This is a genomic window from Leucobacter chromiireducens subsp. chromiireducens (assembly GCF_016758255.1).
Classification (GTDB): Bacteria; Actinomycetota; Actinomycetes; order Actinomycetales; family Microbacteriaceae; genus Leucobacter; species Leucobacter chromiireducens.
This window is the reverse complement of the sequence record NZ_QYAD01000001.1, coordinates 771236-784533: the sequence shown is the minus strand read 5'-3', so window position 1 is coordinate 784533 and position 13298 is coordinate 771236. Positions and strand designations below refer to the sequence as shown.

General features: G+C 68.2%; 14 protein-coding genes. 2 read left to right on the top strand and 12 right to left on the bottom strand.

Translation table 11 applies throughout. The features are described from left to right. Nucleotides 1–74: 74 nt before the first annotated feature. From tsaD to glmS, 7 genes are read right to left on the bottom strand one after another with little or no spacing between them, the layout of a single operon-like run. A complete protein-coding gene (gene tsaD, locus D3226_RS03700; protein WP_202381025.1) occupies nucleotides 75–1157 on the bottom strand; it encodes a tRNA (adenosine(37)-N6)-threonylcarbamoyltransferase complex transferase subunit TsaD in 1083 nt (360 codons plus the stop codon). Beyond that, nucleotides 1154–1642 carry a ribosomal protein S18-alanine N-acetyltransferase gene (rimI, locus tag D3226_RS03695; protein ID WP_202381024.1) on the bottom strand — a complete coding sequence of 163 codons (489 nt, stop codon included), beginning with the start codon at nucleotides 1640–1642 and terminating at the stop codon, nucleotides 1154–1156. Before rimI ends, tsaD begins: the two co-directional genes overlap by 4 nt. Then, on the bottom strand, nucleotides 1639–2286 hold the full coding sequence (gene tsaB, locus D3226_RS03690) for a tRNA (adenosine(37)-N6)-threonylcarbamoyltransferase complex dimerization subunit type 1 TsaB (RefSeq protein WP_337248886.1): 648 nt from the start codon (nucleotides 2284–2286) through the stop codon (nucleotides 1639–1641). Before tsaB ends, rimI begins: the two co-directional genes overlap by 4 nt. After that, entirely contained in the window at nucleotides 2283–2786 is a 504-nt protein-coding gene (gene tsaE / locus D3226_RS03685) for a tRNA (adenosine(37)-N6)-threonylcarbamoyltransferase complex ATPase subunit type 1 TsaE (protein WP_202381023.1), read from the bottom strand. The genes tsaB and tsaE overlap by 4 nt, the downstream gene beginning before the upstream one ends. Next, nucleotides 2783–3949, bottom strand: a complete 1167-nt coding sequence (gene alr / locus D3226_RS03680) for an alanine racemase (RefSeq protein WP_237462214.1) — start codon at nucleotides 3947–3949, stop codon at nucleotides 2783–2785. Before alr ends, tsaE begins: the two co-directional genes overlap by 4 nt. Continuing rightward, the gene (locus tag D3226_RS03675) at nucleotides 3946–4317 is read right to left on the bottom strand and encodes a holo-ACP synthase (RefSeq protein ID WP_202381022.1); all 372 of its coding nucleotides are present in this window, start codon (nucleotides 4315–4317) and stop codon (nucleotides 3946–3948) included. The genes alr and D3226_RS03675 overlap by 4 nt, the downstream gene beginning before the upstream one ends. Next, nucleotides 4314–6164, bottom strand: coding sequence for a glutamine--fructose-6-phosphate transaminase (isomerizing) (glmS, locus tag D3226_RS03670; protein WP_202381021.1), 1851 nt, complete (start codon nucleotides 6162–6164; stop codon nucleotides 4314–4316). The genes D3226_RS03675 and glmS overlap by 4 nt, the downstream gene beginning before the upstream one ends. A 31-nt stretch (nucleotides 6165–6195) precedes the next feature. On the opposite strand from glmS, the gene coaA reads away from it, so the two are divergent. Beyond that, on the top strand, nucleotides 6196–7245 hold the full coding sequence (coaA, locus tag D3226_RS03665; RefSeq protein ID WP_202381020.1) for a type I pantothenate kinase: 1050 nt from the start codon (nucleotides 6196–6198) through the stop codon (nucleotides 7243–7245). On the opposite strand, the gene D3226_RS03660 is transcribed toward coaA, so the two are convergent. From D3226_RS03660 to truA, 5 genes are all read right to left on the bottom strand, one after another. After that, entirely contained in the window at nucleotides 7240–7707 is a 468-nt protein-coding gene (locus D3226_RS03660) for a DUF3995 domain-containing protein (protein WP_202381019.1), read from the bottom strand. The genes coaA and D3226_RS03660 overlap by 6 nt on opposite strands. Nucleotides 7708–7790: 83 nt before the next feature. Beyond that, entirely contained in the window at nucleotides 7791–9140 is a 1350-nt protein-coding gene (gene glmM / locus D3226_RS03655; protein WP_202381018.1) for a phosphoglucosamine mutase, read from the bottom strand. 17 nt (nucleotides 9141–9157) lie between these two features. After that, on the bottom strand, nucleotides 9158–9637 hold the full coding sequence (rpsI, locus tag D3226_RS03650; RefSeq protein ID WP_202381017.1) for a 30S ribosomal protein S9: 480 nt from the start codon (nucleotides 9635–9637) through the stop codon (nucleotides 9158–9160). 37 nt (nucleotides 9638–9674) lie between these two features. After that, a complete protein-coding gene (rplM, locus tag D3226_RS03645; RefSeq protein WP_202381016.1) occupies nucleotides 9675–10121 on the bottom strand; it encodes a 50S ribosomal protein L13 in 447 nt (148 codons plus the stop codon). Nucleotides 10122–10305: 184 nt separating this feature from the next. Beyond that, entirely contained in the window at nucleotides 10306–11196 is an 891-nt protein-coding gene (gene truA, locus D3226_RS03640) for a tRNA pseudouridine(38-40) synthase TruA (protein ID WP_337248885.1), read from the bottom strand. Nucleotides 11197–11302: 106 nt separating this feature from the next. On the opposite strand from truA, the gene D3226_RS03635 reads away from it, so the two are divergent. Next, nucleotides 11303–13246 (top strand): acyltransferase family protein, encoded by a 1944-nt coding sequence (locus D3226_RS03635; RefSeq protein ID WP_202381015.1) that lies wholly within the window; start codon nucleotides 11303–11305, stop codon nucleotides 13244–13246. The last annotated feature ends 52 nt before the right edge of the window (nucleotides 13247–13298 follow it).

Genomic DNA, 13298 nt, shown 5'->3' with positions numbered 1-13298 from the left:
TCTCAGCCTAGACTCAGGGAACGCAAAAACAACGTTTTCGAACGAAAAAGCGAAATTTCCTGCGCAAATTGCGCCTACGCCACCTGAATCTGCTGCACTGGGAGCGTGGAGTCGGCGCCAAAATCGAGCCCCGAGGGGGCGTGACCTGCGGCGACGAGCTGCGCGCCCAGCGAGGCGATCATCGCCCCGTTGTCGGTGCAGAGCGAGAGCGGCGGCACGCGCAGCTCGATCCCAGCCGCTGCCGTGCGTTCGGCAGCAAGCTCACGAATGCGCGCGTTTGCGACCACTCCGCCACCGAGCAGCAGCCGCGGCACCCCGAGATCCTGGCATGCCGCAACGGCCTTGGTCAACAGCACGTCCGCGACCGCCTCACGGAAGCTCGCTGCGACGTCGCCCACGGGAACGGGCTCGCCCGTCGCCTCGTGCTTCTCTACCCAGCGCGCCACCGAGGTTTTGAGCCCGGAGAAGGAAAAGTCGTAGCGGTGCTTCGCCATGTCTTTCGGCAGCGACAGCCCTCGGGGGAAGCGGATCGCCTCTGGGTTGCCTTCCGCGGCGACCCGGTCGATGTGGGGGCCACCTGGGTAGGGCAGCCCGAGGAGACGCGCGACTTTGTCAAATGCCTCACCTGCGGCGTCGTCGATGGTCTCACCGAGCAACTCGACATCGCCCACGAGGTCACGCACAAGGAGCAACGAGGTGTGTCCGCCGGACACGAGCAGGGCAATCGTAGGGAGCTCGAACTCCCCCACCGTGCCGACTACCGGGCGCAGTCCCTCGCCCTGCAGCAGGTCAGCCCCGACGTGGCCGACCAGGTGGTTCACGGCGTAGAGGGGCTTGCCGAGCGATACGGCAAGCGCCTTCGCGGCCGCGACGCCCACCATCAGTGCGCCCGCGAGCCCGGGCCCGCTCGTCACCGCGATCGCGTCGAGCTCCTCGAGCCGCACCCCAGCAGTCTCGAGCGCGCGCTCGATCGTGGGGCTCATCGCCTCGAGGTGGGCGCGGGCCGCAACCTCGGGTACCACACCGCCGAAGCGCGCGTGCTCGTCCATCGACGATGCAATCTCGTTGGCAAGCAGCGTCCGACCGCGAACGATCCCGACGCCGGTCTCATCGCAGCTCGTCTCGATGCCGAGGACGAGGGGTTCGCGGGCGCTCATCGTGTTTCCTTCAGTTCGTGCCGCATGACGATCGCATCGACGCCATCCGGCTGGTAATAACGGGGCCGTACACCGATCTCGGCGAAGCCCAGGGAAGCATACAAACCGCGCGCCACGGGGTTGTCGGCGCGCACCTCGAGGAACACCTCGCGGGCGCCGGCTTCGGCAGCGACCCGGAGCAGGGTGTCCATAAGCCGTCGCCCCTGCCCCGTGCCACGCACCTCGGGCGACACCGCGATCGTCTGCACGTCCGCTTCGGTGCCGACGACCAGCAGCCCGGCGTAGCCGAGAATCGTCGAGCTGTCGGCGGCGGTGAGCACGAAATAGTGGCGCAGCTCCCCCGTGAGCTCGTCGTGCAGCATCGAGCGGCTCCACGCGTCGTTCGCGAACAAGCTCGACTCAAGCGCGAAGATCGCATCGACGTCGGCCGCAGTCGCGGGGCGCAGCGCCGGTGCCGCGGCCGCCTCGGTGTCGGGCTCGCTCACGTGCTCACTCGCTTCGGCGCTCCCGGCTGGGCCACATCGGGAGCGCGGAGGTAGCGCGCCTGCGTATCCGTGAACTCCTGCCCGGCGGCGAGGCGACGCGCAGCGATCCCGATCAGCGGGGCACCAGGGATTCGTTCGGGCCACACTTCGTTGGCGACGGGAACGTAGTCAGCGCGCGCGTACAGCCCGGGGCCGGCGGTGCGGACGGGAACGCCCGCCCAGTCGAGCCCGGAATACTCGGTGACGAAGAGCTCGCGTCGCCGCGCATCCTGCACGACGCGCACGCCCGCGGTCGCCCCGCGCTCGAGCTCGGCGAGCGCCACGGCCTCGTGCCCCTCAACCGGCAGCAGGGGCACGCCGCGGCCAAGCGCAAATGCCTGCGCCGCCGCGATGCCCACGCGCAGCCCGGTGAACGGCCCGGGCCCCACGCCCGCGACGACCCCGGTGACGCGCGCAGGTGCAACACCGCTCTCCTCGAAGACGTCGAGCAGCAGAGTGCCAATCGCTTCCGCGTGGCCCCGCGCGTTCTCGCTCTCGGCGCTCCACACGCGTCCGCCAGCGCCGAGCGCAACGGTCGTGCCGATGGCGGTATCGATCGCGAGCAATACGTGCGAGCCGAGCTCCGGCACGTCAGTGAGAATCACAGTGTCTCCTCGGCCCAGCGCGGGCCAGTCCAGGTGATGGTGACGGTGCGCGCCTCCACGGGCGCCTCCGACCAGTCCGTTTCTATCTCGTCGTCCGCCCCGCGCGGACGCTCAATCACCGCTTCCACCCACGACTCGCGGGTGTCCACAAGACCGGCGCCCCACTCCGCCACCACGACGGAACCCTCGAAATCGAGGTCGAGGTCGTCGAGCTCGTCCGCGTCGGCCAGGCGGTAAGCGTCGACGTGTACAAGCCGCGCGCCGCCGACAAGCGAGGGGTGCGTTCGTGCGAGCACAAAGGTCGGGCTCTGCACGGGTCCTCGCACCTCGAGCCCCTCGCCGATGCCGCGAGTGAGAGTCGTCTTCCCCGCGCCGAGCGGGCCGGTGAGGATGAGTAGGTCGCCCGCGCGCAGCACGCGTCCGAGCCGCAGCCCGAGCTCGTGCATTGCATCGGGGTCGGCCACGTGATGGATCGTCGTGCGGGATGCGCCCAGCGTCATGCGCGCGCCTCTGCGTCCGCCGCCGGGTTACGGTCTGGTCCGTCAATGGGCACGCGGATCACGCGCGGCCCGATGCTCGCGATGATCTCGTAGTTGATCGTGCGCATGAGGCCCGACCAGATCTCCACCGGCGGATACCCCTGCTCGGGATCGCCAAAGAGCACCACCGGATCGCCGAGGCTCAGACGCCCGGCGAGTGGGCCAACGTCGATAATGAACTGGTCCATGCCGATGCGGCCAACGATGGGGCGTGGCTCGCCCGCAACCGTAACCCAGGCACCCGAGCCGTTGAGCGCGCGCGGCATCCCGTCGGCGTAGCCCATGGGCACGAGCGCCAGCGTGGTCGCCGCCTCGCACACATGGTTGAAGCCATACGAGACCCCGGTGCCCGCGGGCACGCCGCGCAGCGCAATGATCTCGGAGCGCAGCGTCATTGCGGGGATGAGGCCCAACTGCGCCGAGGTCTTGTCGGCAAAGGGGCTGAGCCCGTAGGCGGTGACCCCCACGCGCACGGCGTTGTAATGGAGGTGCGGAGACGAGAACGTCGCAGCGCTCGCGGCGAGGTGCCGCAGCTCGGGATCAATTCCGGCCTGCCGCAACAGCTCGATTGCCTCGTCGAAGCGTGTGGCCTGCGCGCGGTCGGCTTCGTCCCCGGCGTTCGCGAGGTGGCTGAAGATACCGCGCACACGCACGAGGCCTTCGGCTTCGAGCTCGGCCGCGCGGGCGAAGATCACGGGCCAGTCGTCGGGGCACGAGCCATTGCGGCTAAGCCCCGTATCGACCTTCAGCTGCGCGACAGCTTGGGATCCGCGCTCGGCCGCTGCTGCGCCGAGCCGTTCGAGCTGCTCAAGGGTGCTGACACCGATCTCGATCCCAGCGTCGACGGCTTCCCCGAAGTCGGCGCGCACGCCATGCAGCCAGCACAAGAGTGGGCCGGTCACGCCGGCGTCACGCAGCGCGAGCGCTTCCTCGAGGTCCGCGGTCGCGACGATGGTCGCACCCGCCGCAAAGGCAGCGTTGGCGGTGATCGCGGCCCCGTGACCGTAGCCTCCGGCCTTCACCACCACGATGACGGCCCCGCCGGTCAGCTCGCGCACCCGTCGTACGTTGTGCCGAATGGCGGGAAGCGAGATTTCAGCGACTCGCATGGATCCGGATCTCATGTCTCCTGCTTCCCCTCGGTGCGTTCAACGACCACGAACGCGGTGGCCACTCCCCCATCGTGGGTGAGCGAGACGTGGCTGCGGTCCGCGCCGCGACGGCTTAGCGCTGCCGCGAGCCCGGGCGTCGCGGCGAAGACCGGCGCACGCTCGGGGCCGCGACGAATCTCGAGATCCTGCCAGCTCACACCGTCAGACCCCCCGAGCGCCTTGATGAGCGCCTCCTTCGCGGCGAATCGCGCCGCAAGCGACGGGGTCGACAGCTCACGCTCGGCCTCGGTAAAGAGGCGTGCGCGCAGCGCCGGCGTGCGCTCAAGCTGTCGCTCGAAGCGCGCGATGTCGACGGTGTCGACCCCGATGCCAATAATCACTCGACCGTGACCGACTTCGCGAGGTTGCGGGGCTGATCAACATCGAGCCCCTTCGCGGTGGAGAGCTCGAGCGCGAACCACTGCAGCGGAACCACCTGCAGGATCGGGTCGAACAGCGCGTCCGAGAGCGGGATCCGTACGACGTCGTCCGCGAAGGGCAGCACCGCGGTATCGCCGGTCTCCACGATCGCGATCACGCGGGCGCCGCGGGCGCGGATTTCCTGGATGTTCGACACCACCTTCGCGTGCATGAGCGGCGAGGTGCGGGGGCTCGGCACGAGCACGAACACGGGCTGGCCGTGGTCGATCAGCGCGATCGGGCCGTGCTTCAGCTCGCCCGCCGCGAAGCCCTCGGCGTGGATGTAGGCGATCTCCTTCAGCTTCAGCGCGCCCTCGAGCGCGGCGGGGTAGCCCACGTGGCGGCCGAGGAAGAGCACCGAGCGGGTGTCCGCCATCCAGTGCGCGAGCTGCGCGATCTGCTCGTGGGTCGCGACGGCCTCTGCCATCTTCTCGGGCAGTGCCTCGAACTGGCGCACGGCTTCCGCTTCGTCCTCAGCCGACAGCGTGCCACGCACCTTTCCCAGGTGCAGGCCGATCAGGTACAGCGCCGTGATCTGCGCAACAAACGCCTTCGTCGAGGCCACCGCGACCTCGGGGCCGGCGTGCGTGTAGACCGCAGCATCAGACTCGCGCGGGATCGTGGCCGACTGCGTGTTGCACACCGACACGGTGGTGACGCCGCGCTCGATTGCGTACTTCACAGCCATGAGCGTGTCCATGGTCTCGCCCGACTGGCTCACGGAGATGACCATCGTGCGCTCACTGAGCACGGGATCCCGGTAGCGGAACTCGTGGCTGAGCTGCACCTCAACGGGGATGCGGGCCCACTGCTCAATCGCGTAGGCGCCGATCATGCCGGCGTACGATGCGGTACCGCAGGCGATGATGACAATCCGGTCGACGTTCTGCAGGCGCTCAGCGCCGAGCTCGGTGAGCTCCGGCACCTCGACATGCCCGTCGACGATGCGGCCGCGAATGGTGTTGGCGATCGCCTCGGGCTGCTCGTTGATCTCCTTCGCCATGAAGGACGACCAGCCACCCTTGTCGGCCGCCTCAGCGTCCCACTGCACCTCGTACTCTTCGAACTCCACCTCGGTGCCGTCGAAGTCGGTGATGCGCACACCCTCGGGCGTGATCACGGCGATGTTGTCCTCGTCGACCGCCACGGCGCGACGGGTCGAGGAGACGAATGCCGCGACGTCCGAGCCGAGGAAGTTCTCACCGTCGCCGAGCCCAACGACGAGGGGCGAGTGGTGGCGGGCCGCCACAATCTTGCCTGGCTCGTCGCGATGGGTTGCGAGCAGGGTGAAGGTGCCGTGCAGGCGCTTCACGACCGCACGGAAGGCGGCTTCAAGGTCGCCCGTCGCGGCAACCTCGCGGCCGAGCAGGCCAGCGACCACCTCGGTGTCGGTCTCGCTGAGCAGCTCGATGCCGTCGGCGAGGAGCTCCTCGCGCAGCTCAGCGAAGTTCTCGACGATGCCGTTGTGAATGACCGCGAGCTTGCCCTCGTCACCGAGGTGGGGGTGAGCGTTCTCATCCGTCGGGCCGCCGTGGGTGGCCCAGCGGGTGTGCCCGATGCCCGTGTTGGACGCAGAGACCGGGCTGTCCGCGAGGAGCTCCTCGAGTCGCGCGAGCTTTCCCGAGCGCTTTCGGACGGTCAGACCCCCGTCGTCATCAACCACGGCGATCCCCGCCGAGTCGTAGCCGCGGTACTCCAAACGCCGCAGTCCGTTGATAAGAACGTCGACCGTATCATTTGGGCCGACATATCCGACGATTCCACACATGGCATCAGTTTAATGGCACGATGGGTGGATAATGGCCGAGATCCACTCACCCCAGCAGCCGCTTACACGTCCAATCCCCGTCATCGCCGACGTGGGTGGCGGGGGCACACACCCACAGGAGCCGAGTACGGACACTCAGGCGCTGGTTCGCCCGGAGTTCACTTCGCCCTTCATCGAGATTGGTCGCGACGAGTGGGCCCGCCTTGCGGGCGAGACCCCAATGCCGCTCACCGAGGCGGAGATCGCGGCGTTTCGGGGTCTTGGGGAGCCGCTCGACATGGCCGAGGTCTCCGAGGTGTACCGACCGCTCAGCCGGCTCATCAATCAGTACGCGATCGCTGCGCGCGAAATGCATCAGCGCACGCGCGGTTTTCTGCAGCGCAATGGCGAGCGTCCGAGCCCCTTCGTGATCGGCATCGCGGGCTCGGTCGCCGTGGGCAAGTCGACGGTGGCGCGAATTCTGCGCGACCTCCTCGCGCGCTGGCCGGAGACGCCGAACGTAGAGCTCGTCACGACCGATGGCTTCCTCTATCCGAACGCCGAGCTTGAGCGCCGCGGCATCGGCCACCGCAAGGGCTTCCCGGAGTCGTACGATCGTCGGGCGCTGCTGCGTTTCGTGTCGCAGGTGAAGGCCGGCGTTGCCGAGGTGCGGGTGCCGCACTACAGCCACCTGCTGTACGACATCGTGCCGGACGAGTACACGATGGTGCGTCAGCCCGACATCCTCATTGTCGAGGGCCTCAACGTGCTCCAGCCCGCGTCGATGGAACACCCCCTCGCGGTGAGCGATCTGTTCGACTTCTCGGTGTACGTCGACGCACGCACCTCTGACATCCATCAGTGGTATCGCAACCGTTTCCTCCGGCTCCGCGAGGCCGCGTTCTCGAACCCGAACTCGCATTTCCGCCGCTTTGCGGGCATCGATGACGAGGTCGCGTCGGCGCTCGCCGATGAGTACTGGAACAACATCAACGAGCCGAATCTCATTGAGAACATTCGGCCAACCCGCGCGCGAGCCACCCTCATGCTCCGCAAGGAAGCCAACCACCGGGTGCAGAAGGTGCTGCTCCGCAAGCTATAGGCGCGACGAGTCGGTTCCTTCGGGGGGCGCGTTGCGCGTGCGGCGTGCCCCCGCGAGTACGGCAACGCCGAGCACCGCACACAGCGGGCGGTACCAGCGGTCATCGAGCGCGAGGAAGCGCTTCCCCGCTGGCGGCATTCCGAGCAGCGCGAGTGCGACGTCGCCGCCGAGGGCTGCGCGGCCAAGCAGCGCGACACCGACCAGGCGTCGCCCGCGCACAAGGGCGGTGCTCTCGCCGAACGCGCCGGCGGTCGTCACCGCTGCGACGCCCGCAATGCCTGCAACGGCCGCAGTGGCGCGCCGATCAGGCAGCGCGTTGCGGTTCCCCACGACGGCTTCGGCGAGCTCCTGACGGTTGCGTGCCGGCCAGGTCGAGCCGCTCGCCCATGCCGCGTGCAGCGCGGCGACCGCGCCGAGACCCACACCGCTGACCAGTCGCGAAACACTCCGAAAAGCACTCATGCCCCCACCGTACTCCTCGCGGAGACGATGGGGGCATGAGCTGCGGGGATCCCGATCAGATTGAGTGCTTGGGCCCGTGCGTACTAAACAGCGAGGCGCTCCTTGACGATGGCCGCGAGGTCATCGGCGAGCTTCTGCGCCTGGTCCTCGTGCTGAGCTTCGACCATCACGCGAACGACGGGCTCGGTTCCCGAGGGGCGCAGGAGCACCCGACCCTGGCCTCCCAGCGCGAGCTCGGCCTGGTGCACCGCCTGCTGCAGAACGGCATCGCCGGCAACGCCGGCGCGATCGACACCGCGCACGTTCACGAGTACCTGCGGGTACACGCGCATGCACGTCGCGAGCTCGGCGAGCGTCTTGCCGGTGCGCTTCAGCTCCGCGGCGATGTGGAGCCCCGTGAGGATGCCGTCGCCGGTGGTTGCGTAGTCGCTCATAATGACGTGACCCGACTGCTCGCCGCCAAGCGAGTAGCCGTGCGCATTGATCGCCTCGAGCACGTAGCGGTCGCCCACTCCCGTCTCGACCACGTCGATGCCGTTGTCGGCCATCGCGAGCTTGAGGCCGAGGTTCGACATGACGGTCGCGACGAGCGTGTTCTGCTCAAGCTTGCCGCGTGCCGACATCGAGAGCGCAAGAATCGCCATGATCCGATCGCCGTCAACGACGTTTCCGTCTGCGTCCACCGCGAGGCAGCGGTCCGCATCGCCGTCGTGCGCGATGCCGAGATCGGCGCCGTGCTCGGTGACTGCCGCAATCAGCGGTTCAAGGTGTGTGGAGCCCACACCGTCATTGATGTTGAAGCCATCGGGATCGTTGCCGATCACCGTGACCTTTGCGCCCGCGTCGGTGAACACGTCGGGCGAAATTCCCGCCGCGGCGCCGTGTGCGCAATCGAGCACAACGTGCAGGCCCTCAAGGCTCAGCCCCTCGAGGGTGCCCAGCAGGTGCACGAGGTAGCGGTCCTCCGCGTCGGCAAAGCGCTGAATGCGCCCCACCTCACGGCCGGTCACCGCGATGCTTGGGCGCTCGAGCGCCGCTTCGATCTCGTCCTCGATGTCGTCGGCGAGCTTACGCCCGCCCTCGGCGAAGAACTTGATTCCGTTGTCTGCAGCCGGGTTGTGCGAAGCCGACACCATCACACCGAAGTCGGCGCCCGTGTCTGCGACGAGGTACGCGGCGGCCGGGGTCGGAATCACGCCGGCGTCGAGCACGTCGACACCGGCCGAGGCCAGCCCGGCCGCAACCGCGGCCGAGATGAACTCTCCCGAAACCCGGGGATCGCGGGCAATGACCGCGATAGCACGACGGCTCTCGCTTCGGGCAGAACGCCCGAGAACGAGAGCCGCAGCGTCCGCGAGGTTCAGGGCCAGCTCGGCGGTCACATCGACCCCGGCCAGACCCCGAACCCCGTCGGTGCCAAAAAGGCGTCCCATCGGAAAAGGATTCCGACTTAGCGCTTCGAGTACTGAGGCGCCTTGCGGGCCTTCTTGAGACCAGCCTTCTTGCGCTCCTTGATACGAGCGTCGCGGCTCAGGAAGCCAGCCTTCTTGAGGGTGGGACGGTTGTGCTCAGCGTCGATCTCGTTGAGCGCACGAGCGATCGCGAGGCGCAGCGCACCGGCCTGGCCCGAGGGGCCGCCGCCGACGATGCGAGCGATCACGTCGTACGAGCCACCGAGCTCGAGCACGGTGAAGGGATCCGTGATGAGCTGCTGGTGCAGCTTGTTCGGGAAGTACTCGGCAAGCTCGCGACCGTTGACGGTCATCGTGCCCGAGCCGGGGATGAGGCGCACGCGAGCGATGGCCTGCTTGCGACGGCCAACAGCTGCACCGGGGACGGTGAGTGCCGGGCGGGGCGCCGTGGTGGTGGCCTGCGAGGCCGGGGTCTCGGTGGTGTAGCTCTCGGTGGCCACGGTCTGCTCTTCAGTCACTGTGAAGTCTCTCTCTGAATGTCTCGTTGGGGCGCAGTTACTGCGCGACCTGGCCGAAGGTGTACGGGGTGGGCTGCTGAGCAGCGTGCGGGTGCTCTGCACCCTTGTAGACCTTGAGCTTGCGGAACAGGTCTGCACCGAGGGAGTTCTTCGGCAGCATGCCGCGGATCGCCTTCTCAACGGCGCGCTCGGGGTTCTTCTCGAGCAGCTCGGTGTAGCTCATCGAGCGGAGGCCGCCCGGGTAACCCGAGTGGCGGTAGGCCTTCTTGTTCGCTGCCTTGTTGCCCGTGAGGACCACCTTGTCAGCGTTCACAACGATGACGTAGTCGCCCATGTCCATGTGGGGAGCGAACGTCGTCTTGTGCTTGCCGCGAAGCAGGGCTGCGGCGTGCGATGCCAGACGGCCGAGCACCACGTCTGTTGCGTCGATGACGATCCAGTCGTGCTTCTGCTCAGCGGCCTTCGGCGAATAAGTGCGAGTCACTATCGTGCTGCTTTCTGTCGAATTGGAGGTGTTTCGTGAATCCCACTCCGCTGCCCGGTCCCCGGAGGGTGCCAGAGCGATGGAGGGCTCAACAAATCGGATGCTTACGCACCAAGGATCAACTTTAGCACACGCGGGGTTCATCCACTGCCGGGCCGGGAGCCGCTCCCCGCCAAGCAGAGAGCTACTCGCCGCCGAGGGGGTCGCGCCGGGCGCGGGTTTGCTCGGCGCGCGCTGCAAGGTCGGCGTCCGCCGGGTACGCGATCTCTTCAAGGGACAGCCCGTGCGCCGGCATCACCGTGAAGCGGCTGCTGCGTGCCCGGGCATCGCGAAGTGCCACGAATTCTTCCTCGGAGATGCGTCCGCTCCCCACCGCCACCACGGCACCAACAGTTGCGCGCACCATCGAGTGGCAGAAGGCATCTGCCTCGATGCGGGCGGCGTACGCGCCGTCATCGGTGCGTCGCCACTCGAAGGAGAGCAGATCCCGCACCGCGGTGGCGCCCTCCCGCGCCTTGCAGAACGTGGTGAAATCATTGAGGCCGAGCAGCTCATCCGCGGCGCGCTGCATCACCTCGAGATCGAGCGTGTGGGCAAGCTCTGCGGTGAAGCGCGCTGTGAGCGGGTCTCGGCGGGCGGCATCGTCGCGCAGGCGGTACTCGTAGCGGCGGCGCAGCGCCCCGAAGCGCGCATCGAAGGCGCCGGGCACGACGCGCACCGAGTGCACCGCGATATCGCTCGCCCCGCGCTTCAGCACACCATTCAGCTTCCGAGCACGCAGGCGCGCAAGCTCCGCCTCGCTGCGCTCTGACGCGGCCCGGCCACCCCATTTCTCGAGCTGTTCTGCGGTCACATCGAGGTGCGCCACCTGGCCGCGCGCGTGCACGCCAGCATCGGTGCGCCCGCCAACCGTCAAGCGCGGCTCAGACACCCGAAGCAGCACTCCGAGCGCGCGCTCGAGTTCCCCCTGCACCGTGCGCAGGCCCGGCTGCGCCGCCCAGCCTGCAAAATCCGTCCCGTCGTACGCCAGGTCGAGGCGCACGCGCACGGTGGGGGTTTCTGGTTCGGTGCTCACCCCTCGATCCTGCCAGACCTACGACGGGCCCGCGCCGCCCAGGCACGCGGCGTACACTGGACGGCATTGCCCGCGACGCCCAGCGCGCGGCCGAAAGCCTTCTTCTATGACCTCAGCACTGCCACGCACCCCAGCTCAGCCCGGCCGTTTCGGCGGGCTCGATGGCCTGCGCGCAATCGCCGTGGGGCTCGTGCTGATCTACCATTTCTTCCCGCACGCGCTGCCGGGGGGCTTCCTCGGCGTCGACATCTTCTTCGCGATCAGCGGCTTCCTCATCACCTCGCTGCTGCTGCGCGAGGTAGAGCTGCGCGGCGGTATTCGCCTCGGCGCGTTCTGGCGTCGCCGCGCACGCCGCCTCCTTCCCGCGCTCGGGCTCGTACTGCTTGTCTGTTCCTCGCTTGCACTCCTCATCGGCGGGGACATTCTGGTGGGTCTCGGCCGGCAGATCACGGGGACCGCATTCTTTGTGAGCAACTGGGTGTTCATCGCGAATGGCGCCGATTACTTCGCGCGCGATACCCCCGAGCTCTTCCGCAACACCTGGTCGCTTTCCATCGAGGAGCAGTTCTACATCCTGCTCCCCCTGCTCGTCATCGCGCTGCTGCGCCTCCGCGGCCGCAGCAGCCGCGCGGTGCTGCTCACCCTGCTCGGGATCGCCTCCGCCGCGCTCATGGTGATGCTGTCCCAGCAGGGGGCCGATCCCACTCGGATTTACTTCGGTTCAGACACCCACACCTTCGGGCTGTTCTGGGGCGCTGCGCTCGCCACACTTGTGCACCCGCGCCGAGGTGCGGAGTCGCCCGCGCCGCTCCGTCGCAGCCAACAGGTGCTGCTCGGCGCACTCGCACTCTCTGCGCTCGGAGTGATCGCGTGGCTCGCCTGCACGCTTCCCGAGGGCAGTCCGCAGAGCTTCGAGGGCGGCTTCCAGCTCGCGATCATCGCGGCTCTGGCACTCGTGTGGGCGGTGACGCGCAACGGCGCCGCGATTGGACGCGCCCTCGATGTGGCCCCGCTCCGCTGGGTCGGTGAGCGCTCGTACGGCATCTATCTATGGCACTGGCCCCTGCTCATCATCGTGACGGCGGCGCTGGGCGCTGCGGGTAATCCCTGGAGTATCGCGCTCATTGCGGGTGGCGCGACGATCGTCGCAGCCACCCTCTCCTACCGCTTTGTTGAACAGCCGGTGCGCCGTTTCGGGCTGCGCCGTTCACTGCGTCTCGCGTTCCGCCCGTCTGCGTACACACCCAAACAGCGCGGTGTCACGATCGCGCTGGGCGCGGTCCTCCTGTTGACGCTGCCCGCCACCGCACTCGCCATCGCGCGTGCGCCCGAGCAGACCTCCGCTGCCGCGGCGATTGCCCGCGGGCAGGAGGCGGCGGATGCCTCTGCGCAGAACTCCGCCGACGAAGCAGATCGCAAGGACTCGCCGAGCGACGGCGCGAAGGATTCAGAGGCGCCGACGGACAGCACGGACCAGAAGGACCAGAAGGACCCCAAGGGCCAGAAGGGCCCCAAGCTCCCTCCGGGCCCGCTCGTGCCGCGTGGGGACAGCATCAGCGCGCTGGGTGACTCGGTGATGCTCGCAAGCCTTCCAGAGCTCGAGACCGCGCTCCCCGGCATCGAGATTGACGCCGCAGTGTCGCGCGGCATGGGCGTGGGCGTCGAGCTGGCAGACGAGTGGGCGGCGAGCGGCCGCCTGCGCCCGTTCCTCGTGGTCGGCCTCGGTACGAACGGTCCCGTTGCTCCCGAGGATCTCGACGCCATCTACCGCACGGCCGGTGACAGGCCGATCGTGCTCGTCAACGCGCACGCCGACCGCGACTGGATCCCCGGAGTGAACGAAGAGCTGACACGCTTCGCTCGGGATCACCGGGGCGTCGTGGTGGCCGACTGGACCGGCGCAGTGACCGGAGTGCCTGACGCGCTCGCCGGCGACGACATCCACCCGAACCCGAGCGGCGGCGAGATCTACGCAGACTCGGTCAAGCGGGCCCTCGAGGAATTGCAGTCCCCCGGTGAGGCGCGCGGCTTCGCGCTCCCCCGCCGCTAGGCGCTCCCGCTCTCTCCCCGCCCCGCGAATCGGGGTCACTTGGGCAGGGTGT